Raw genomic sequence first — 20,311 nt, forward strand, 5'->3', positions numbered from 1 at the left:
GATTTCCCGGCAGTCAAGGTCGGTTTCTGTTCGGTTCGGTTTCCGCTTCTTTTTTGAACGCTTCACGCACGTAGCGTTTAGCCGGATCGAGCGTGAATTCGAATCCGCTCGTGTCCAAATTGTTCTCGAGGTAATAAAGCTGGCTTTCTTCTGCGGAGTCGGACGTGATTTCAAAAAGCGTATTGATCGCTAGAATCCCGCTGTTCGTGGCCATTGGGACAGGAGTGCCTTCCTCATGTTTTTGGCGGACGGCTGACATCCCGTTAATATACTCTTTTTCTTCCAGCTCCCGCATGATGCGGCCGTATTTCTCTTCGCCGATCTCCTTTTCCAGCCGGCTGTCGAGCGCTTCAATTTCTTCTTTTGATGCCCCTAAATAGTATTGGGCATAATAAGCGAGCAGGACCTGTTCCGTCTCCTCCAGTTTTTTCATCTCTACCCCTCCATTCTGTATATCCTTTTCCCGCGCTGCGCCCCGTTATTCCTTCTTCAAATAAAATAAGTGAAACTTTCACGGCGCTGTTCCGTTATGTTTAACAAGAGTAACCAATGGAAAGCGGGTGGCATCAGTATGGCGGGAGAGCCTCTTGTGCAATTGAAGAATCTATCAAAGACAATCGGCGATAAGAACATCATCAAGGAACTGGACCTGACACTGAATACCGGGGAGATCACCGGTTTCCTCGGCCCGAATGGCGCCGGTAAAACGACGACCATCCGCATGATGACAGGCCTGATGCGGCCGTCGGCAGGTGATGTGGTCATCGGCGGCAAATCCATTCAAGCGGATTATGAAGAAGCGATCGCGCAAGTCGGTGTCATCGTCGAAAATCCGGAAATGTATAAATACATGACCGGCTACAAAAACCTCCTGCATTTTTCACGCATGCACCCCGGCGTCAGGAAGGAACGGATCGATGAAGTGGTCCGGCAAGTCGGACTGCAGAACCGCATCCAAGAAAAGGTGAAATCATATTCGCTCGGTATGCGGCAGCGCCTCGGCCTGGCGCAGGCACTGCTGCATAACCCGAAGTTTCTGATCCTAGACGAGCCGACGAACGGCTTAGACCCCGCCGGCATCCGTGAATTCCGGCTCTACTTGCGGAAAATCGCAGCCGAGAACAATGTGGCGGTCTTTGTCTCCAGCCACTTGCTGTCCGAAATCGAATTGCTGTGCGACCGCATAGCAGTCATTCAGAATGGAGAGCTCATTGACATTAAGGACATGCACAGCCTGCAGAAATCCCAGTATTTGATTGTCGCAGAGCCGGCTGAACAGGCGGGGGAAGTGCTGAAGGGCATCGGCTTCCCGGTGGAAGCTCACGAAAAAGGCTGGATCATCACGACTGAAGCGGAACACATTCCGGGAGCCGCCAAGCTGCTCGTCGGTGCCGGGCTATCGCTTTATACGATCCAGCCATACCGTACGACGCTTGAAGATCAGTTCCTTGAAATGACAGGAGGCGGCCAAATTGCTGAAGCTCGTGCAAAATGAATGGATGAAACTGTGGAGCAAACGGTCAACGTGGATCATGGTGCTCCTGCTCGTGCTGATCATATCCGCCGGAATCGGAATCATGAAATGGACCCACAAGACACAGAACATCGGAATCGAAGAGGATTGGGAACAGATAGTCATGAACGAACTGCAGTTCAATGAGTCGCAGCTGCTGAACCCTGAGCTGAGCGAAGTACAGCTGGCGTACTACGAAGGACTGGTCGAAATCGGCCGCTACCGGCTGGCGGAAGATGTGCCGCCATTTGAACCGGACAGCATGCAGCAGCAGATCCTCAATAGCTATACCATGCTGTCACTCGTCACACTTTTCACTGTCATTGCCGCTGCCGGAATCGTGGCGGCCGAGTTTTCACAAGGAACTATTAAAATGCTGTTGACGCGGCCGGTCAGCCGCTGGAAGATTCTCACTTCCAAATACTTGGCAGTTCTTCTGTTCGGGCTCTTGCTAATCGTCATTACGGTTGCTGCATCGGCTGCTGCCGGCTTCTTCTTTTTAGGGATCGGGGAAGGTCAATTCCTTGCCTGGAACGGATCGGAAGTCGTGGAAGCTTCTTTTTGGAGCGAGTCATTAAGAATGGTGGGCCTCAGTTCTGTCAGTGTGCTGATGATCACCACGTTCGCATTCATGATCGGGACTGTTTTCCGCTCCAGTTCCTTGGCGATCGGCTTGTCGATCTTCCTGCTGTTCGCCGGCACACAGGTCGTTTTCCTGTTGGCCGATTTTGAGATCGTGAAGTACTATTTGTTCACGCATATCGATCTGACGCAGTTCTATACAGGATTCATGCCCGTGCCGGATATTACATTGGCTTTGTCTGTCACCGTCCTGATCGCCTACTTCCTGGTTTTCTTGATTATCAGTTACTGGACGTTTTCACGGCGGGACACCACGGCATAGTGAGCCGTGCGGAAAGCCGGATGATTGGTTTTCCGGTGGATTTTTCAATCACAATGGTCCATTCGCGTAACTCGGCCCTCCATTCGCGTAACTCGGCCCTCCATTCGCGTAACTCGGCCCTCCATTCGCGTAATTCACTGTTCCATTAGACAATGAAAGCGAAAGGAAGATTCACCGCCTGTGTCCCGACACAAAAAAAGAAGCCCGCTAAGGCTTCCTCAATATGCAATTCCTGCGCGGCTTTTATTGTACCGTGCATCGAAAAGTTCCCGGTATGCGAATGCGGCCGTGTCGTCCGTCGTGATTTCCGAACCGCCTTCGGGCAGGAAGTCCTTTTCGGTCCGGTAGCCGCCGCGGGCCTCGCCATCAGGCAGGAACGTCGGGCAGACGACTGTCCAGTCAAGATCGGATGCCTCCAGCATCCGGTACACGCTTTCATGTTCTTCCGCCGCGAATGTCGAGCGACGCTTCGAATCGCCGCCCTGAAAGCGGAGTGCGCCGGGCGTCAGACGGCTATTCAGGATACCGGCAGTCCCGATCGTCACGATCCGGCGGATGCCTTCCGCTTCCATCGCTCCGATGATGAGCGGCATCGCTTCTGTCAGGGTCGTCGACCGGTCTGTTCCGAGCGCGCTGATGACGGCATCCGCTCCGGTGATCGCCGCCTTCACATCATCCCGGTTCCGGGCGTCCCCAATCACCACTTTCAAGTTCGGATGGCCGCTCACCTGCCGGCGGGCCAGCACTGTGACATGATGTCCGTCCTTCAGGGCACGTTTCATAATTTCACTGCCTGTCCGCCCTGTCGAGCCGAATAGCGCAATTCTCATTCAAGCCCCTCCTCCGTCAGCGTCATGCTCATTACGTAAAAGTGTTCGAACTCACGGATCCCTTCCAAGTTCAATTCGCCTGCAGGCGTGAGGTAATTGCCCGACCGGATCCCGTTCCCGCTCTCTTTCGCATAATAGGCGGTATAGAGCGGCTTTTCCAATTCCAGCTCCGTTTCTCCAGTCAGCAGTCCTCCCCACGTGGCTTGCATCCCGTCACTTTCCGTCTCCGTGTATGATTCACTTTTCCCGCTCGGCGTGCCGATCACAAATGCCTCTGCGCCTCCGATCACCGTTGATTTCCCGAAACTGAACAGCGCTTCATCCAGCGTTTCCTCAAGAAAAGCACCGACGGCAAATAAATCATTCGCCGGTTCACCGTTTACGTAATGTTCTGCTTTTATCACAAGGTCAGCGCCTTCGGGAATCGTCCCGTCCACTTCATAAAGATGAAAGGTCTCCATTGCGGTCTTATTGATGAGCGCCTGCTCTTCCTCTTCCAATTCGACGGGTTCAATCGTCAGTCCTTCCTGGCTGCAGCCGGTCAGCACCAAAAGCAGCCCCGCCCAGATCCATTTCTTCATCCGTCCATCCCCCCTTTTAATCATTATACGTTTACAGGAGGGGGACTGTTCCTTTATTTGAATAAAAATCCTTTTTTCTCAAGAAACTCACGGAGATGCGGACGCTTCGGCTTGCTCAGGAATTCCGCCATCTGACCGGTCCATGTAGCGGATTTTTGATTGCTCCCTCTGCTGCCGTAATAGGCCTGCACGGTTTCATCGTATTCCGGCAAAATCATTTTGTATTTCTGTTCATCATACGCATTTTCGTGCAGCACCGCTTCTACCGGAAGACGCGGCTTCACTTCATTCCGTTTCTCCGGGACGCCTACTGTCAGTCCGTAGACCGGAAATACGCCATGAGGCAGCCCGGCCAGCTCGCTGATCGCTTCGATTTCATTCCGGACACCGCCGATGTAACAGATACCGTAGCCTTTCGACTCCGCCGCCAAGGCGAGATTTTGCGCGAACAGACCGGCATCCGTCGTTCCGACGATCAAGTTTTCCGCCTGATCGAAGACGATTTCCGTACCGTGCATCGCACCCGCGTGATGAAGCCGGTTGTAGTCGACGCAGATCAGAAAGACTGCCCCCGCACCGAGCATCTGCTTCCGATTATTCGACAGTTCCGCAAGCTGTTCACGCTTTTCCCGGTCCGTCACCCACACGACCGAATAGGCCTGCACGAAATGTGAACTCGCGGCGTGCTGCGCCGCTTCCACAAGTTCCTCCACTTCTTTGCGCGTCAGCTGTTCTTCCGTATAATCCCGCACAGAAGCGTGCGATTTCATCAGTTCCAATACCATCTTATCCGCTCCTTCCGTCCTCTATTGTAATGAAAAACAGCCAGCGACGCTCATCAGGCGATTTCTGGTACACTGGTTCCGCGAGGTGAGAGCCGATGAAGCGGCTATTTTGGGCAATTGCAATAATTGCCGCTGTCCTTGTTTTATTCGTCTGGGTGCAGCGGGAGCTGGAATTCCGCGCCGAACGGCTGGCCCGGCCGCTGCCCGTTGAACTGCATCCCATCGTTGCGGAAAAAAGCCAGGAACTGATCCGACGGGCGGAAGCGATCGGCATTGACGCTGCCGTAACGGAAGGGTTCCGGAGCATTGAACGGCAAAACGAGCTGTACGCCCAGGGACGGACAGCACCGGGCGGCATCGTGACGTATGCGGAAGGCGGGGAATCCTATCACAATTACGGCCTCGCCATCGATTTCGCTTTGCTCGACGAAAACGGAGATGCTGTGTGGGATATCGAACGGGACGGAAATGACAACGGCGAACGGGACTGGTTCGAAGTAGCGGCGATCGGCAAAGAGCTCGGATTCGAATGGGGCGGCGACTGGGAACGGTTCCGGGATTACCCGCACCTACAGCTGACGTTCGGCCTGTCCATGCGGGAACTGAAGAACGGCTGGCGGCCGGAAGACACGATGGAATAGCAAAAGAGCGCCGATGCGGCGCTCTTCTGCTGTTTATCTTATTCCGTCTCGCGCCAGTTCTGTTCAGCAAGTGTATCCCAGAAAGAGATATCCGCCTGTTCGATTGAACCGTCTGAAATTGACCGCACGGCGGCATCCAGCGTTGTTACTGTCTGTTTGATCAGATAACCATTACTTTTTTGACCAAGTACGTACGGCTCGTAATAATGGTCGGACATGCCGCGCATTTCGAACAGTAATGTCGAAATGCCATACTCTACCGCAATGCCATTGCGGCTGATCGTTTCAGCATTCCCACCTCCGTATTTGCCCAGATGTCCCCAGCCAGTGGAATCCACTGCGCTGAATACGACGCTTCCTAATTGTTTCGATCTCAAAAGTACATCCGGATCTACATTTGGCGTAGTCGGATAAAGAATCGATCCCGAAACCAGTTCTCCGTCCCGCTCGCTCCAAGCTCCCTGGTGATGCAGGTCAATCATATAGTCGATATCGTATTTACCGAGCACATTCTCATGGAGCGCCTTTGTCTCCGGCTGCAATCTATTCACATGATCCCTGTTCAAATCAAACCCGTCCGCATTGTAACGTGTTAAATTGCGATCACCTTTCGCGATGTAGTCATCAAGCGAAAAGTTCACGTCTCCCATTGCACCATCGGCATTCAGCATCGGCACAATCAGCACATTGACGTTGTCGAGAACGTTTTTTGTTTTACTTGTGCCTAAATGTTTAATGAATTCGAGTGCGCCTTCTGTCGTCAGCTGTTCGTTGCCGTGCTGCTGAGTCAGAAAAAGGATGGTTGGGTTGGCCGGATCGCTTATGTATTTAGCAAGATACAGATCGCGTCCTTTTACACTTTGACCAATGACTTCGAGCTCCATATGGGCTTGCTTGGCATCCTGTTTTTGCAGGAAGTCCGCCATTTCTTCATATGTCGTTAAAATCGAAGTATTAATCGTTTCATTCCCGCCATAACCCGGACCGTTCCCTACCGCTGATGCAGCGGGCACCGCACTAAACATAAGGGCACCTGCAACCGATAATGTCAGCATCGTCTTTTTCATTTCCCATCCTCCTCTTCAAGTGAACTGCAGTTTTATTTTGCCGGTAAATGAAAACGTTTCCAAGAGGTTTAAAGACTATATTTCCGGAAAAGTATCGAGGTCTTTTTTCGCGTCACGAAACGATTCTTCTAGGCAGCATTCTGCCATAATTTTCACGCTGCCCCTCTCACTTAAGCGGATAGTCACAAAAAACCAAACCTCTGCCGCTTCTGACAAAGAAGGCGGCACAGGTCTGGTATTCTTACAGTTCTTGCCGAAGTGCTTGGATGACGTCGATTTCCGTCGCTTTGCGTGCCGGCCGCCAGCCTGAGACCATAGCGACGCCGATGGAAATGAATGAAGCAATAACGACAAGCTGCCACGGAATATCGGAAACAATAATATTCATGCCTTCAGCTCCCGCTCCGTCTTCCGCAAGTATATTGAGTACGATATTGGGAATGAGCTGATTGACGAGAGCGCTCACCGCAAAGGAAATTACGACTGCCAGCATGGTTCCGACGATACCGATCCAAGCGCTTTCCATCAAAAACAGCCGCTGGATGAGTTTCGGCTGGGCACCAATCGCTTTCATGACACCGATTTCACGCGTCCGTTCGGTCACGGCCATTGTCATCGTATTGAAAATACCGATCGATGCAATCAATACGGCAATCGTACCAACAAAGATAAGCCCTGCTTTCAGCACATTAAAAAATAAGTTCATCGTCGTCATTTCTTCTGTAACCGAATAAACGTAGTAACCTTCCGTCTTCAAAGACTCCGTCACAGCTTCCACTGCTGCCAAGTCTTCCGCATAGGCATTTATTTCAAAATAAGGAGCGACTTCCTCCCCTTCTGGCGCTGTAAATACAGGGAATTCTTCCCGAAAAGATTCATCGACCAATACAAGGTTATCGACCCGCCAGTCTTTTGCAGGTTCTTCAGCAATACCGGCAATCGTAAATTCCCATGTTTCCGGTCCTGGCTCCTCTGACTCGCTCGACATAACTTCCAACCGGATCGTCTCACCGATCAGGTCACCTCGATACCCGGCCGGTGATTCACCTTTTTCAGATGCGATAAGTTCCTGCTCCGTCAGCAGGTTTTCCGCAAAGTGATAGCCGACGATCACTTCATTCCGGGATGACGGCAGTGCACCGGCAGACAGATCCAATTCCGCTTTCGCTTCCTGCTCCGCGTCCGTCAGAATAATTTGTGCGCGATTCAATCGGTCATCAAGCAGCACCCGGGACGGACTTTCAAGATACGACCGCGCCACGACGGCATCCACACCCGGCAGCTGCCGGATCAGTTCCTGTTCTTCCGCTGTAATCGGCTCTCCGCTGTCTTCTTTGCCGTGAATCTGAATCTCCGTCACGGTTTGATTGCTTAAAAGTTCGTCCATCAGCGTCTTGTGGAGCCCGAAACCGACGGACGCCAGCACAATAAGGAATGCGCAGCCCATCGTCGCGGCCAGCACTGTCATGGCAGTACGGAGCCGGTTCCGTTTCATATGCTGCCGGATGAACCCGATCTGGTCTTTAAACAGCATGGCGCTTCCCCCCTTTGACGAGTTCACCGTCGTGCAGCCGATACTGTCTGTCGGCAATCGCCGCTACTTCTTCGTCGTGTGTGATGATGACAAAGGTTGTGCCGCGGTTCTCGTTCAGCGAACGGATCAGTTGCAGCACGTCCTGCTCTGTCTCCGAATCCAGGCTTCCCGTCGGTTCATCTGCCAGAATAATCGGCGGTTCGGTGATCAGTGCACGAGCAATGGAAACGCGCTGCTGCTGACCGCCGGATAACTCGTTCGGATAATGATCCGCCACCTCCTGCAGACCGACTTCTTTCAGAAGCTGCAGCACATTCAGCTCCCGCTGTCCTCTCGGCACACCTTTGATTTTCAGTGGCAGCGCAATATTGTCGAACGCCGTGAGGCCCGGCATGAGCTGGAAGTTCTGAAAAATAAAGCCGAAATGCTCTAGCCGGAATTCAGCATACTCCGCCGCACTCAGTCCGGTGGTTTCCTGACCGGCAATGCGGACAGTCGCGCTGTCAGGTTTCATGAAGCCCGCCAGCACGTGAAGGAGCGTCGATTTTCCAGAACCGCTCTTACCGAGGATCGCAGTAACCTCTCCTTTCCTCACTTCCAGCGTGACTCCCTTCAGTACCGGAATATTCCGCTCACCGCCTTTCTTCCCCACCTTAAACGAATGAACTAAGTGATTCACCGCAATCATAATTTCCGCTCCTTTCTTTTCCTGTTCAAAGTGTAGCGGACAAATCTTAAGGGAAAGGCAGCAGGAAAATGAAGAAATTCTTAAGATCCGGCAAACCGGCGAGCGTAACACCCCCTCTTTTGCCAATCTCCCGTTTTGACTTCTTTTCCGCTCTGTGTGATGCTGAAAGTATCATTCAAAACGGTCACCGTGAGTAGAAAGCAGGGTTGCCATGGAACAAATTGCCATAATCATACCGTCTTATCGGCCGGACGAGAAATGCGGCCGGACTGTCCGTGGATTGGCGGACGCCGGGTTCAGCCGGATTATCGTCATCGATGACGGAAGCGGGCCGGAGTACGAGGAAATCTTCAGCTCGATCCGGGAGCTCCCGGAAGTGACGCTGCTCCGTCACGCAGTGAATCAGGGGAAAGGCCGCGCACTGAAGACCGCCTTTCATTACATATTAAACGGACAGCTCCCGCTGAAAGCTGTCATTACAGCGGATGCGGACGGACAGCACCTCGTTCCGGATATTATGGAAATCGCCCGCCAACTGACTGAAACGGAGGACCGGCTCATCCTCGGCGCCAGGGATTTTTCGCAAAAGCATGTCCCTTTCCGCAGCCGGTTCGGCAATGTGCTGACGCGCCTTCTGTTCCGTTATACATCAGGCACATGGCTGACAGATACCCAGACGGGACTGCGGGGAATCCCTGTGCAGCACCTTCCGTTCATGCTCGCCGTTCCCGGCGAACGGTTCGAGTACGAAATGAACGTGCTGGCTGCTTTAGGGGAGACCGGCATACACGTAAGGGAAATCAAAATCGAAACGGTTTATCACGAAAAGAATAAGTCTTCTCATTTTCGCCCGCTGCACGATTCCTACCATGTATACAAAGTGTTTTTGAAGTACGGCCTTTCGGCTCTGGTATCATTCGGTCTTGATATTGTCCTGTTCTGGCTGTTCACCGAAGTTTGGCGCGATGACGCGCCGGAACTGTTCATCGTGTTCGCCGCGGTCTCTGCGCGGGTGCTGTCGTCACTGTTCAACTATTTCCTGAATCGCTATAAAGTGTTCCGGAAAGGCTCGCACTACTCGCTCATCCGTTATTTCGTGCTGGCAGGTGCATTCGCACTCATATCCGGCGGGATTGTGCAGGCCCTTTATACCGAAGTGTTCCGGGATGGGGAAGTCGCGCTGAAGATCATTGTGGATACAGCCCTGTTCCTGCTTGGCTTCATCATCCAGCGGATGTGGGTCTTTAAAGAAGAATAGCGGCTCCGCCAAGTGTGGCGGGCCGCTATTTTCATTTCCCTGCTTTCAATGTCACATCCAGCATTTTGTGCCGGCCGACGTCGATTACGTCACCGAACTCCAGCGGTACGCGTTCCACGAAAATGGGGCCGTCCGCGATGACGGTGTGGAATTCCCCTTCCTCTCCGCACGCGTCGATGCCAAGGGCCTCCAGTTCGTCCATCAGTTCCGCCGTCAGCGTGCGCCCGAGAAACCGTTCACTCATCCGCTCCGTGTCCACGACGGTGATCACCGCTTGGAACTCCTCTTCGATCAGCTGCCGCAACAGCGCTTTCCGCGGCTCCTGCCAGAGCGGATGATACGCTTCCATCCCTGCGGCTGCCGTCACCTTTTCCGCCCATTCTTTATGGCCTTCGAGGTCGATGTCGCCATAAACGCATAATTCGATTCCCTGGCTGCTGAACGTCTGCAGCCTGTCCTTGAATTCCGCTTCGTACGTCTCCCAGCCGGCGCGGCCGATCGTAAGCGGCATGCCCATGCGCTCCGCCTGCGCCTGCAGCACTTCTTCCGGCAGACCGTGCGATCGTGAACGGTCGCCGCCCTCTTCGAACATCGTCAGCAGTCCGAACGGCGCATGTCCTGCCCGGACGGCCCGAAAATATGCGAGCGCTGAATCCTTGCCGCCGCTCCAGCTTATAATAAAAGATTTCGTCATCATTCCACCTCAGTTTTCTTAATTCGTCTCGCATCTAAATATGTTAGGCCAATGATTCTCATCTGTCGATATTCCGCAATACAGCTCCGCTTTTCTGCGGGCTCGCGACGAGCTTGCGCAGCAGTAAATGAGCATTCGAGCAGCAAACTCCAGCTATTATAGCAGCTGAATTCCTTAGTTCAAGTTATATACAAAAACGGCCCCGTTTCCGGAGCCGCCAATCTGTCACTTTTTGCCGACCATATTTTCAGGACGGACCCACTCATCGAACTGGTCTTCTGTCAGGAAGCCCGATTTGACCGCCGACTCTTTCAGTGTCGTCCCTTCTTCATGCGCCTGTTTGGCGATTTTCGCCGCTTTTTCATATCCGATGTGCGGATTCAGCGCCGTCACGAGCATGAGCGAGTTGCGGACATGGCTTTCAATCACATCCAGGTTCGCTTCGAGGCCGACCGCACAGTTATCATTGAAGCTGATGAGGCTGTCCGCCAGCAGACGGACCGACTGCAGGAAATTGTACGCGATGACCGGCTTGAACACATTCAGCTCAAAGTTCCCCTGGCTCGCTGCAAAGCCGATCGCCGCATCGTTGCCCATCACTTGGACCGCGACCATCGTCAGCGCTTCACTCTGCGTCGGGTTCACTTTCCCCGGCATGATTGAGCTGCCCGGTTCATTGGCCGGGATGGTGATCTCCCCGATGCCCGACCGCGGTCCGCTCGCCAGCCAGCGCACATCGTTGGCGATTTTCATCGCATCCGCCGCCAGCGCCTTGACCGCACCATGTGTGTAGACCATTTCGTCATGGCTTGTCAGCGCATGGAATTTATTTTCAGCGGATGAGAATTCGGTCCCGACCGCTTCAGCAATAAAGTCGGCGACGAGGCCCCCGAATTTCGGGTCCGCATTGATACCCGTGCCGACCGCCGTTCCGCCGATCGCCAGTTCACGCATTTCCTCGACGCTCGAACGGATCATCCGCTCGGATTTGACGAGCATCTGTTTCCAGCCGCTGATTTCCTGGCCGAGCGTCAGCGGAGTCGCGTCCTGCAGGTGCGTACGGCCGATTTTGATGATCTCATCAAACTTCGCCTGCTTCTCTTCCAGCGTCTGCCGCAGTTTTTCAACCGCCGGCAATAGCTGTTCCGTCACTGCAAGGACACCGGCTACGTGCATCGCGGTCGGATATGTATCATTCGAACTCTGCGACATGTTGACATCATCGTTTGGATGGAGCCGATCTTCGGACCCCTTTTCTTCCAAAAGCTCATTGCCGCGGCGCGCCAGGACTTCGTTCATGTTCATGTTGGACTGCGTGCCGCTGCCGGTCTGCCAGACGACGAGCGGGAAATGGTCGTTCCATTTTCCTGCAATCACTTCGTCAGCCGCTGCCGCGATCGCTTCCATCTTCGCATCCGACAGTTTTCCGAGTTTATGGTTCGCTTTTGCCGTCGCCTTCTTCAGCTGTGCGAATGCCATGACGACTTCATGCGGCATGCGTTCCGTGCCGATCGCGAAGTTCTGTTTGCTGCGCTGCGTCTGCGCGCCCCACATCTTATCGGCCGGGACTTGAATTTCACCAATCGTGTCTCTTTCCGTACGGAATTCCATCTTGTTCCCTCCAAGTAAAGTCTTTTCCAACATCCTCTTTCATTATACCGAAATTCCTTCAGCTTTGTGACAGAAAGAATTCCTCAATGATTTCCTCGTCGGAATGCGGAACATATTCGCCTTTGACGATCTGCGCGCCGTTGATGCAGCCGCTCGTCAGGAGGATGAGATCGTTCGGCCCGCTTTCCCGGAGCGCTGTTTCCACCGCTTCCCTGCGTGTCATCGCTTTTCTCACTTCCTGTTTATAGGGGAACGTAAACCCTTTCATCACTTCTTCGACGACAGCGGACGGGTCATGGTCCCCCGGATGATCGACCGTCACGACGAGCATATCCGCCTTCCCTTCAGCCGCTTTCGCCATTTTCGGCATTTTACCGAAGTCCCGGATGCCGATACCGGCAATGAGCGCAATCAGCCGGTTATGCGGCAGCTTGTTCGCCGCTTCCAGCACTTTATCGAGCGCAATGGGCGTATGCGCGTAATCAATGATGATTTTCCGGCCATCCGGCCCTTCGATCCGCTGGAACCGTCCTTCCACCTGATCCACGTCCGGCAGCACCGGCTTGATACGGCTGAATGGGATACCCGCCTGCAGGAGAGCCCCGATCGCCAATGCCATATTGCCGACATTGTATTCCGCGAAAAGCGGCATGGTGACCGAGTGGCGGATGCCTTGCCAAATCAGATCGAATGCCATGCCGTCCTCCTCACCTTCACAGTTCGTCCAGACGAGGTCGGCCCCGCTGGAAGGCTGCTGACTGACAGTCAGGATCGGGCATGCCGCCTCGGCAAGGATTTCCCCTGCCATCCCTTCATCGTCCAGATTCACGACCGCCGCCTTCGCCTGGCGGAACAGCTCGAGCTTCGCATTCCGGTAATGGTCGATGGTTCCGTGGTATTCCAAGTGCTCTTCGGATAAATTGGTATGGACAGCCACATCGAATTCGATTCCGGCCACCCGTCGCTGATCGATGGCAATTGAAGTCACTTCCATCGATACCGCTTTATTCCCCTGTTCGTCCAGCATCGAGAAGATCCGGTGGAGATCAGCGGAAAGCGGCGTCGTAGGGGTGGTTTTCCGGAATGTCATTTTACTGCCGGAAGTCCATACCCCATTAGTTCCGATGAATCCGCACGGGATTCCGGTGAGATTCAGCAAATTGCGTATGTATGAGGCGACAGTCGTTTTGCCGTTCGTACCGGTCACGCCCACTTTCAGAAGCCGCTCCTGTGCACCGCCGGACAGCATGATCGCTGCCTGGGCCATCGCTTCGCGCACGTCCTCCACAAGGGCGAATGTAACTTCCGGATAGCGCGGTGCGAACGCGTCCATTGCCGATTCATCTGAACCGATGACCGCCTTTGCCCCGTGATCCAGCGCTTCCTGGATATAGAGATGCCCGTCCGTCTTTTCGCCATGGATGCAAAAAAATGCGGCGCCAGGCACAGCGTCCGCTGAATTATAAACGGCCGACACGATGTTCTGCCGGTCCGGCCCTTGCAGGACGATTGGTTTGATCGGGGAACCCGAATCGAATTGAATGTTCACGGCAGCTGCTCCTTTGCCCGTAATTTCCCTTCCTGCCCAGTATGGCGTTTCCTGTTTTATTTATCGAGGTCTGTTTCTCCGTCCCCATGAAATTCGTGCTTATTTAACAGGAAGCCGCCGGCTGGGGCAGGCAAAAGTGCCCAGAACCACCCGCCTGTTCAGCGTTCGAAGCGGATGAACCAGCCGTCGCGGTATTCCAGAGCGGTGCCGCTGTAGCCGGATTTGAGGTAGCTTTTCTGCTGGGTGACATTCTCCGCCGGAATCATGACGGATTCGCCCGATTCCGTCCCCTCCATTCCTAAGTCTTTCACGAAAATATACCGGAGGAGCCCTTCGTACTTTTCTTTCAGCGCAGCGATGCGCATGCCTTGTGAAAATTTGTCTTTCATGCTCGGGATGTTCATCGGTGCCACCGTGCAGGCGATATAGCGGAAATTCCGTTGGAGTTCCGGAATTCTTTCCATGATGGCATCCGCCATTTGCCGCTGGAGCCGGTTCCCTCTGTATACGGGCAATACTGCAGAGATTTCCTGGTACAGCATGGAAGACAGGTCTTCTTCCGGAAGGCCGATGTCAAAACCGAGGTGCTCTTCATCGATGGGTGGAATCAGGAGCGCCCGGAATCCGATCAGCCGCCCGTCGGCGAACACGCCGATCATCAGTCCGTTTCCGTCAAGGATGAACTTGAATTCTTCCGTTGTCAGTGGCTGAAGCGTGTTTTTCTCGTCCGCTGCCCGGATGACCTCCTGCTGCATCCGCTCGATCTCATTCAAATCCTCCATCTGCAGTTTGCGCATGAAAAATGTATGCATCTCACCTGTTTGCTGGTTTCTGACAGTTCCGTTGTGTAAGTTATCCAATTGATTCATCCTTTACTTTATGGAAAGTTTCCAAAAACCCGTTGATCTGGCGCTGTCCGACCAGTATGATGGATCGGTTTCCCGGCCTGGCCGCTTCAAATTCCCGGAGCCTTCCCCGCATTTTCACTTTCCTGTCGGCATAAGTCCGGATAATGAACGACAGAAACGCCCATTCCATTTTATCTTCACAATCCGGCGCCAAATCGATACGTGTCCTGCCCTTGTTTTTCCGCCAGCGGTTCAGCACCCGATACAGGCAGACACGCAGAGGCAGCTCGATATAAATCAGCGTATCCGCTTCGGCCGCCCGAAGTTCGTAAGTGGTGCTGTAATTCCCTTCGATAATCCAGCGGTTCCTTTCCACGAGGCCCGCCGTTTTTTCTGTAAACTCCTCGACTGTCGATTCCCGCCAGCCCGGATTCCAGAAGTATGCATCCAAATGGTGGACCGGCAGCCCCGTCTTTTCACCAAGCCGGCGGGCAAACGTCGATTTCCCGGCTCCTGCCGAGACACCCACAACCATGACCTTATTCATTGTTAGTTCCCCATTCCCCTTTTTCCCTCAGTATACGCAAATCCTCAAGAAAAATAATTTAGGAAGTCTTAAGCTTTTGAGTTGCTTTTCCAGAACTTAGATGTTAATCTAAGGAAGAATTATTTTTGTTCGGAGCAATCAAGCGTTGAGCAAGGATAGTAACACAATGTGTACATGGATTTGTGCACGAGGAGGAAACACACATGGAACAAGGTAAAGTAAAATGGTTTAACTCAGAAAAAGGCTTCGGATTCATCGAGCGCGACGGCGGAGACGACGTATTCGTACACTTCTCAGCTATCCAGGGCGAAGGATTCAAGACGTTGGACGAAGGACAGGACGTATCTTTCGACATCGAGCAAGGCCAGCGCGGCCTGCAGGCTTCTAACGTTAACAAACTGTAATTTGACCTTAACCTTTCATAAGTCCTTTCCCTTTTAGGGAGAGGGCTTATTTTTGTGGATTTTGTAATGCTTTTTTCCCTTTTTTCTTTAATATTCAAAATTATCCCTTATTTTGATTTACAAAACTTTATAAATCGGATAAATTGTGGGTGTACTACATATCACGCAAAAGGAGAGGAGAAAACGATGAAGAACAAGTTGTCGACTTTGCTTGCTGTTCCGTTTTTGGCTCTGGGGTTCGCGTCTGGTGTAAGTGCTGATGAACACATCGAGGACACACGGAATTGCGGAGATTTTGCGGATGATCCACAGGCACTGATGACATTCTGGTACGAGAATGACTTCAGTGCCGAGAATGACCCACATGACTTAGATGGTGATGAAGACGGTTATCCATGCGAGATTCAGCAAAGTGATTATAATGCTTTTGTAGCTGATTTGGAAGCGGATTCCGAAGAACCCGCTACTCCCGCTACTGGTGAAAACACGGAAGATGGCGTGGCAAACGACAGGGACTGCGATTACTTTGCCACACACGAAGAGGCACTGACATTCTGGTTCACGAATGGCTACAGCGCCGATAATGATCCGCACCGGCTGGATGGCGATGGTGATGGCATTCCTTGTGAAGTGACACAAGCTGAATTCGATGCGTTTGTTGCTGACTGGAACAGTGATGATTCACCTTCCTCCGATGACAACACCGGCAGTGATGAAGGTGAACCGCTCCCGGATACAGCTACGAATAATCCTCTTATGATACTGATCGGAGCCGGGCTTGCAGGAGCAGGGGTGCTCTTACTGAACTTCCGGAAGAAAAAAGAAATAAACGCTTAATATGGAGCGGCAGAGGATCCGGCCGTTTCTTTGCGAGGTGAATCAGAGATGAGGCGATGGGTCGGCTGGCTTCTGATTATGACAGGCTTTATAATCGGTTCAGTCAATTTCGTCGATTGGAGTACCGGAAAAATGGCGGCCGAGGAAATGACGGAGCAGGATTTCCAGGAAATAAGAGCCGGCCGAGAGCCCATTCCGATCGATTCTGCTGACGCCGCACCTGTACGGATGCCAATTTCCGAACGTAAGATTCCGTCTCCTCCATCGGCTGTCCCCCTTGCGACTTCCGCGGTCGAACACGAACCGGGAGAGCAGGCGGCGACTTTATATATTCCTAAGCTCGCACAAAAATTCGATGTATTTTGGGGCACGAGCGACGATGTACTGAGCCAAGGGGTCGGCCTTTATGTGAGTGACGTAACGGTGGTGCCCGGAAGCCGCGGCCATACCGTTATGAGCGGCCACCGCGATACCGTCTTCACGGAACTCGGCGACCTGAAGACCGGGGACCGGCTCCATGTGGCGTACGGGGGAGAATTGTTCGAATATGAAATCTTTAAAATCTGGATTACACATAAAGAAGATTTAACGGTCATCACCGATAAAAGTGAACCTATTCTGACGCTCACGACATGCTATCCATTCGAATTTTTCGGTGATGCGCCGGACCGGTATATTATCCAGGCGAAATTAACGGGACCTCTATAAAAGAGGCTGTCCAAAAAGCCCCTTCAGATTCGGAATGATTGCAGAACTTCGCTGGAAGGGACCGGCATTCGCTGCGCAAACGCTGGCTTGCTCCTGCGGTTACTCGTCGCATTAAAACACTTGCTCCTGCGCTTACTCGTCGCATTAAAACACTTGCTCCTGCGGTTACTCGTCGCATTAAAACACTTGCTCCTGCGCTTACTCGTCGCATTAAAACACTTGCTCCTGCGCTTACTCGTCGCAGTTAGAACCGTTTGCCGCGGGTCCGCAGGATGCGGGTCAGAGGACCCGAGCGGCACGATGCCGCGCTCTCGGGTCCTCCTCTTTCAAGCCTCCTCTGCCGGTTTCTCCGGCATGCGGGGTCTTGAGCCGCCCGTTTTTCCGCAGGGCAAGCTGCAGGCCGCGTGCGAGCCGGTCTGCGGCTTTGCGACGAGCTTGCGCAGGAGCAGAAGGTTTTTCGCATTTCCGCTGGCTTCTGCCGGCCCTGTCTCTCAGAAGCAAACTGCCAATGAAAAGGCGGCAAGAGGAACTTAAGCCCTCTTGCCGCCTTTTTTGCGTTCGCGTCGGTTTTTTTCTGTGAATTGAGATAGGGGCTGTCGGCAGATCGCCTGCCTGTCCGGTCAGAAGATGGACAGGAAACCGGCGACTCCTGCGGAAGAACGGATGGCCGAGACCCCCGCCGCGAAGCATGAGCGGCGGCGGCTCGGCCGTCCGTCCGGGCAGCCAGCACCGCGACGTCCTGTCGCGCTGGCTGCATTTCCCACATCGTGTGGGTCAAAAAGCGTCCGGTTTCCCCATCCCGGACCGGGCGGTTCGGAAAACAGGTATTTTGACCTTTTCAGACAGCCCCTTTTATAAGTTGGCGGCGATGAACAGCTGGAACACAGCATAAATTAACGCTACCAGAATCAATGTCCCCACTATGACTCCGATTGCGAGCTTCTTTCCGTCCACTCCCTCACCACCCTGTCTCTCATTCCCTTGATGACCTGTTCCAAATAATGATCGCTGTGCGGCACGACATCCGTTTTTGAAACAGACCGTCCATTCGCTAGGCGCACAACAGAACCTCCGACGAGCGACGCGAACTGATCAAGTGTCAGTCTTTCCACTGCTTCCACTTCTTCTTTCTGGAGGATGAACCGAACCCTTTCCGGAACCGGCAGCAGGAAAACATGCGCCCATTCCCGATCGATGAAACCCGGAAGTTCAATATCATCCCTGATTACGCCAAGCGGAATGAGGTCAGCCGGACGGACTTTGAGGCCCAGTTCTTCGTGAAGCTCCCGAATGCCGTCTTCCGGCTGCTCGTTTGCCAGTAAATGGCCGGCAGCCGTAACATCCAGCAATCCGGGGAAATCCTTTTTACCGGCACTGCGGATCTGGACGAATACCTCTCCCCTCCTGACAAGCCAGCAGTGGAACGTTTCATGCAGGAATCCTTGCCTGTGGATCTCCGCGCGGGGAAAAATTCCGATCGGGCGACGGTTTCCGTCAACCGCCTGGATCAGTTCATGCTCCATCAGCAGAAGAGCCTTCTGTAAAAACAGTTACATTTCCTTCAGCCGATACATCCGCTTTCTTCCCGTCGGTGAATAAAATCGAAAGCGGACGGACGGCACTCGTTTTATCTGAAAAATACCACGTCCTGCCCGGCGGCACAAGCAGGACATAGGCATTTTCTTTCCCGAAAAAGTTCAGCCCCTCCGGATTCAGCGTATCTCCAGTCCGCTGGGGAATGCCGTTTGCCAAGAGTGCTTCTGCAGCTGTTTTCACATGATCCGTGGTGATGCTGACTTCGCTGATATCCTGCAGCTCCGCCGGATTGAACTCTGTCCCGCCTCTCACCTGCCGGCGGGCAATCAATTCCACCACATTGCCTGACGGATCATCAAAGTAAAACGCATCTGCATCGAAGCGTTCGTAATATACCTCATCGGATTCGCCTTCCCGATTCAGTCTGACGCGCTGCGCTGCCCATTCTTTCGCAGATGAATAACTGTCACCCGGTATATTGAAAGCGAAATGATAAATGGACGGCGTGCCGGACTCCAGAAAAACAAGCTCTGACGACCCGATGGCTACTGAAAACCGATCCGCGGAAGCTTCACGCACAGGAAAGCCGAGTAGATCCGTATAGAACTTTTTCATGTCTTCCAGTTTGCTGGTATAGAGTTCCACTTTTTTGAACATCTCCCTCACCTCTTCATCCAGCTTACCTGATGTCTTCCTGATTTTCCCGCAAAAAGACCGGAAAGCCCGCAGGCCCTCCGGTCTTCATTTCATTTTCATCACTGGCAGCAGCATGATCAGGCTCCGCAGCGCCGGTCTTTTCCGCCATCCGCCTTTTCGGCAGCGGTGGATCGATACCCGGATTTCTTCCGCCCGTTCCCTGATTTCTTCCCGGTCTGAACAGAACATGACTGACTCCTCCCGAATTGAGAATGGAAAATCCACTGGACGGTACTGTGCTTATGACAGCGCGCCGGTGAATTTCAGGTCTTCTGTGCTTTTTCTGTCAGTCTGGCCATTCAAAATGGCTTCCACGTCCGTCAGCACTTTAGTCAGCGGCACTGAAACCCCGGCCATTTCCGTGAACTCCTCCGCAGTATAAAAAGGCTGTGTGAAATAGGCTTCCAGGTGCTCACCGCGCCGGTAAATCTCTTTTTCCGCTTCCGGAACGCTTTCTTCTCCCCTGACCTGGACCATCGCACGCAGCTCACGATACCGCCGCATCACTTTTTGCACTTTAAGCCGCAGCTGGAAGTGCCGCTCATCCATGTTCATTTCTTCAAGAATCGAAGAAGTGGAATAAAGTGGACTCACTGCCGGATACAGCTGCCGTGCAGCCAGCTCTGCATCGAGCTGCCACACCGTTTCCAGCGGTCCGAACGGAAAATCTTCATCGACGGCGCTGCCAGTCAGATCAACAAGCACTGCAGTGACCGGTTCCGGACCGGTTTCCTCCTGTACCCGGAAAAATTCCCCTGAATCGACGCGTCCTTTATCTGCGAATAATACAGCGGAAGTACCGGATGTCCTTAACGCCTCAATGGTCTCTTCTGCCGTTCCCGTCACGGCATCCGCCAGCTGGATGGATTCTTCCAGTACAGCCGGAGTCTGTTCAGGCGCGAAGAAGACTGTTTTCATCCCTTTTTCCCTGAAACGATGGATAAGTTCTGCGACAATGACAAGCTGGCCCATGCCCGGCCTTGCCACAATACCGGCGATTCCCCCTCTTACGACTGGCGCAAAAAAACAAGCACTTTGATTTCCGTCTCGATCATGTCCATCTTCTCCCCCCGCAGAATC

Annotated in this window: 23 protein-coding genes; 7 read left to right on the forward strand and 16 right to left on the reverse strand. The window is 53.2% G+C overall.

The window, feature by feature from the left end; translation table 11 throughout:
• Positions 1-13 precede the first annotated feature (13 nt).
• A complete protein-coding gene (locus tag CCE92_RS14400; RefSeq protein ID WP_088009166.1) occupies positions 14-433 on the reverse strand; it encodes a hypothetical protein in 420 nt (139 codons plus the stop codon).
• A gap of 138 nt (positions 434-571) precedes the next feature.
• Here CCE92_RS14400 and CCE92_RS14405 point away from each other — a divergent pair, with 138 nt between their 5' ends.
• Entirely contained in the window at positions 572-1,495 is a 924-nt protein-coding gene (locus CCE92_RS14405) for an ABC transporter ATP-binding protein (RefSeq protein WP_088009167.1), read from the forward strand.
• The gene (locus tag CCE92_RS14410; protein WP_088009169.1) at positions 1,473-2,417 is read left to right on the forward strand and encodes an ABC transporter permease; all 945 of its coding nucleotides are present in this window, start codon (positions 1,473-1,475) and stop codon (positions 2,415-2,417) included. The genes CCE92_RS14405 and CCE92_RS14410 overlap by 23 nt, the downstream gene beginning before the upstream one ends.
• 218 nt (positions 2,418-2,635) lie before the next feature.
• Here the strand turns inward: CCE92_RS14410 and CCE92_RS14415 are convergent, their stop codons facing one another.
• From CCE92_RS14415 to nfsA, 3 genes are read right to left on the reverse strand one after another with little or no spacing between them, the layout of a single operon-like run.
• On the reverse strand, positions 2,636-3,247 hold the full coding sequence (locus tag CCE92_RS14415) for an NAD(P)-dependent oxidoreductase (protein ID WP_088009172.1): 612 nt from the start codon (positions 3,245-3,247) through the stop codon (positions 2,636-2,638).
• Positions 3,244-3,828, reverse strand: coding sequence for a hypothetical protein (locus CCE92_RS14420; RefSeq protein WP_088009174.1), 585 nt, complete (start codon positions 3,826-3,828; stop codon positions 3,244-3,246). Before CCE92_RS14420 ends, CCE92_RS14415 begins: the two co-directional genes overlap by 4 nt.
• Before the next feature lie 53 nt (positions 3,829-3,881).
• On the reverse strand, positions 3,882-4,613 hold the full coding sequence (gene nfsA, locus CCE92_RS14425) for an oxygen-insensitive NADPH nitroreductase (RefSeq protein WP_088009175.1): 732 nt from the start codon (positions 4,611-4,613) through the stop codon (positions 3,882-3,884).
• A gap of 95 nt (positions 4,614-4,708) precedes the next feature.
• Here nfsA and CCE92_RS14430 point away from each other — a divergent pair, with 95 nt between their 5' ends.
• Positions 4,709-5,254 carry a M15 family metallopeptidase gene (locus CCE92_RS14430; protein ID WP_088009177.1) on the forward strand — a complete coding sequence of 182 codons (546 nt, stop codon included), beginning with the start codon at positions 4,709-4,711 and terminating at the stop codon, positions 5,252-5,254.
• Positions 5,255-5,292: 38 nt separating this feature from the next.
• On the opposite strand, the gene CCE92_RS14435 is transcribed toward CCE92_RS14430, so the two are convergent.
• The 3 genes from CCE92_RS14435 to CCE92_RS14445 all read right to left on the reverse strand — a co-directional run bounded on the left by CCE92_RS14435 (position 5,293) and on the right by CCE92_RS14445 (position 8,543).
• Entirely contained in the window at positions 5,293-6,321 is a 1,029-nt protein-coding gene (locus CCE92_RS14435) for a M14 family zinc carboxypeptidase (protein WP_088009178.1), read from the reverse strand.
• Positions 6,322-6,562: 241 nt separating this feature from the next.
• Positions 6,563-7,855 carry an ABC transporter permease gene (locus CCE92_RS14440; protein WP_088009179.1) on the reverse strand — a complete coding sequence of 431 codons (1,293 nt, stop codon included), beginning with the start codon at positions 7,853-7,855 and terminating at the stop codon, positions 6,563-6,565.
• The gene (locus tag CCE92_RS14445; RefSeq protein WP_088009180.1) at positions 7,845-8,543 is read right to left on the reverse strand and encodes an ABC transporter ATP-binding protein; all 699 of its coding nucleotides are present in this window, start codon (positions 8,541-8,543) and stop codon (positions 7,845-7,847) included. The genes CCE92_RS14440 and CCE92_RS14445 overlap by 11 nt, the downstream gene beginning before the upstream one ends.
• 211 nt (positions 8,544-8,754) lie before the next feature.
• Here CCE92_RS14445 and CCE92_RS14450 point away from each other — a divergent pair, with 211 nt between their 5' ends.
• A complete protein-coding gene (locus CCE92_RS14450) occupies positions 8,755-9,801 on the forward strand; it encodes a bifunctional glycosyltransferase family 2/GtrA family protein (RefSeq protein ID WP_088009181.1) in 1,047 nt (348 codons plus the stop codon).
• Between the two features lie 31 nt (positions 9,802-9,832).
• On the opposite strand, the gene CCE92_RS14455 is transcribed toward CCE92_RS14450, so the two are convergent.
• The 5 genes from CCE92_RS14455 to CCE92_RS14475 form a co-directional block, all read right to left on the reverse strand.
• On the reverse strand, positions 9,833-10,495 hold the full coding sequence (locus CCE92_RS14455; protein ID WP_088009182.1) for a Dph6-related ATP pyrophosphatase: 663 nt from the start codon (positions 10,493-10,495) through the stop codon (positions 9,833-9,835).
• 225 nt (positions 10,496-10,720) lie between these two features.
• On the reverse strand, positions 10,721-12,106 hold the full coding sequence (gene fumC, locus CCE92_RS14460) for a class II fumarate hydratase (RefSeq protein ID WP_088009184.1): 1,386 nt from the start codon (positions 12,104-12,106) through the stop codon (positions 10,721-10,723).
• 58 nt (positions 12,107-12,164) lie between these two features.
• Positions 12,165-13,655: a Mur ligase family protein gene (locus CCE92_RS14465; protein ID WP_241536068.1), complete on the reverse strand. Its 1,491-nt coding sequence runs from the start codon at positions 13,653-13,655 to the stop codon at positions 12,165-12,167.
• Between the two features lie 158 nt (positions 13,656-13,813).
• Positions 13,814-14,515, reverse strand: a complete 702-nt coding sequence (locus tag CCE92_RS14470; RefSeq protein ID WP_241536069.1) for a hypothetical protein — start codon at positions 14,513-14,515, stop codon at positions 13,814-13,816.
• Positions 14,508-15,050 (reverse strand): P-loop NTPase family protein, encoded by a 543-nt coding sequence (locus CCE92_RS14475; RefSeq protein ID WP_088009186.1) that lies wholly within the window; start codon positions 15,048-15,050, stop codon positions 14,508-14,510. Before CCE92_RS14475 ends, CCE92_RS14470 begins: the two co-directional genes overlap by 8 nt.
• 203 nt (positions 15,051-15,253) lie before the next feature.
• Between CCE92_RS14475 and CCE92_RS14480 the strand changes: the two genes are divergently transcribed.
• The 3 genes from CCE92_RS14480 (at position 15,254) to srtD (ending at position 16,999) form a co-directional block, all read left to right on the forward strand.
• Positions 15,254-15,454, forward strand: a complete 201-nt coding sequence (locus CCE92_RS14480) for a cold-shock protein (RefSeq protein ID WP_088009188.1) — start codon at positions 15,254-15,256, stop codon at positions 15,452-15,454.
• Between the two features lie 186 nt (positions 15,455-15,640).
• Positions 15,641-16,291 (forward strand): LPXTG cell wall anchor domain-containing protein, encoded by a 651-nt coding sequence (locus tag CCE92_RS14485; protein ID WP_162287890.1) that lies wholly within the window; start codon positions 15,641-15,643, stop codon positions 16,289-16,291.
• A 48-nt stretch (positions 16,292-16,339) separates the two neighbouring features.
• Positions 16,340-16,999 (forward strand): class D sortase, LPxTATN-specific, encoded by a 660-nt coding sequence (srtD, locus tag CCE92_RS14490; RefSeq protein ID WP_088009191.1) that lies wholly within the window; start codon positions 16,340-16,342, stop codon positions 16,997-16,999.
• Between the two features lie 920 nt (positions 17,000-17,919).
• Here srtD and CCE92_RS14505 read toward each other — a convergent pair.
• The 4 genes from CCE92_RS14505 to CCE92_RS14515 all read right to left on the reverse strand — a co-directional run.
• Positions 17,920-18,522 (reverse strand): NUDIX hydrolase, encoded by a 603-nt coding sequence (locus CCE92_RS14505; protein WP_088009197.1) that lies wholly within the window; start codon positions 18,520-18,522, stop codon positions 17,920-17,922.
• Positions 18,512-19,192: a toxoflavin lyase-like VOC family protein gene (locus CCE92_RS14510; RefSeq protein WP_088009199.1), complete on the reverse strand. Its 681-nt coding sequence runs from the start codon at positions 19,190-19,192 to the stop codon at positions 18,512-18,514. Before CCE92_RS14510 ends, CCE92_RS14505 begins: the two co-directional genes overlap by 11 nt.
• A gap of 84 nt (positions 19,193-19,276) precedes the next feature.
• Entirely contained in the window at positions 19,277-19,420 is a 144-nt protein-coding gene (locus tag CCE92_RS15905; protein WP_155522844.1) for a hypothetical protein, read from the reverse strand.
• Between the two features lie 51 nt (positions 19,421-19,471).
• The coding region (locus CCE92_RS14515; protein ID WP_162287891.1) for an ATP synthase beta subunit C-terminal domain-containing protein at positions 19,472-20,311 on the reverse strand (840 nt) is incomplete at its 5' end.

This window comes from Indiicoccus explosivorum (assembly GCF_002167005.1).
Classification (GTDB): Bacteria; Bacillota; Bacilli; order Bacillales_A; family Planococcaceae; genus Indiicoccus; species Indiicoccus explosivorum.

Coding starts and splice junctions, on each gene's coding strand:
- CCE92_RS14400 (WP_088009166.1), bottom strand. CDS start 433: ATGAAAAAACTGGAGGAGACGGAACAGGTCCTGCTCGCTTATTATGCC.
- CCE92_RS14405 (WP_088009167.1), top strand. CDS start 572: ATGGCGGGAGAGCCTCTTGTGCAATTGAAGAATCTATCAAAGACAATC.
- CCE92_RS14415 (WP_088009172.1), bottom strand. CDS start 3,247: ATGAGAATTGCGCTATTCGGCTCGACAGGGCGGACAGGCAGTGAAATT.
- CCE92_RS14420 (WP_088009174.1), bottom strand. CDS start 3,828: ATGAAGAAATGGATCTGGGCGGGGCTGCTTTTGGTGCTGACCGGCTGC.
- nfsA (WP_088009175.1), bottom strand. CDS start 4,613: ATGGTATTGGAACTGATGAAATCGCACGCTTCTGTGCGGGATTATACG.
- CCE92_RS14430 (WP_088009177.1), top strand. CDS start 4,709: ATGAAGCGGCTATTTTGGGCAATTGCAATAATTGCCGCTGTCCTTGTT.
- CCE92_RS14435 (WP_088009178.1), bottom strand. CDS start 6,321: ATGAAAAAGACGATGCTGACATTATCGGTTGCAGGTGCCCTTATGTTT.
- CCE92_RS14440 (WP_088009179.1), bottom strand. CDS start 7,855: ATGCTGTTTAAAGACCAGATCGGGTTCATCCGGCAGCATATGAAACGG.
- CCE92_RS14445 (WP_088009180.1), bottom strand. CDS start 8,543: ATGATTGCGGTGAATCACTTAGTTCATTCGTTTAAGGTGGGGAAGAAA.
- CCE92_RS14450 (WP_088009181.1), top strand. CDS start 8,755: ATGGAACAAATTGCCATAATCATACCGTCTTATCGGCCGGACGAGAAA.
- CCE92_RS14455 (WP_088009182.1), bottom strand. CDS start 10,495: ATGACGAAATCTTTTATTATAAGCTGGAGCGGCGGCAAGGATTCAGCG.
- fumC (WP_088009184.1), bottom strand. CDS start 12,106: ATGGAATTCCGTACGGAAAGAGACACGATTGGTGAAATTCAAGTCCCG.
- CCE92_RS14475 (WP_088009186.1), bottom strand. CDS start 15,050: ATGAATAAGGTCATGGTTGTGGGTGTCTCGGCAGGAGCCGGGAAATCG.
- CCE92_RS14480 (WP_088009188.1), top strand. CDS start 15,254: ATGGAACAAGGTAAAGTAAAATGGTTTAACTCAGAAAAAGGCTTCGGA.
- CCE92_RS14485 (WP_162287890.1), top strand. CDS start 15,641: ATGAAGAACAAGTTGTCGACTTTGCTTGCTGTTCCGTTTTTGGCTCTG.
- srtD (WP_088009191.1), top strand. CDS start 16,340: ATGAGGCGATGGGTCGGCTGGCTTCTGATTATGACAGGCTTTATAATC.
- CCE92_RS14505 (WP_088009197.1), bottom strand. CDS start 18,522: ATGGAGCATGAACTGATCCAGGCGGTTGACGGAAACCGTCGCCCGATC.
- CCE92_RS14510 (WP_088009199.1), bottom strand. CDS start 19,192: ATGTTCAAAAAAGTGGAACTCTATACCAGCAAACTGGAAGACATGAAA.
- CCE92_RS15905 (WP_155522844.1), bottom strand. CDS start 19,420: ATGTTCTGTTCAGACCGGGAAGAAATCAGGGAACGGGCGGAAGAAATC.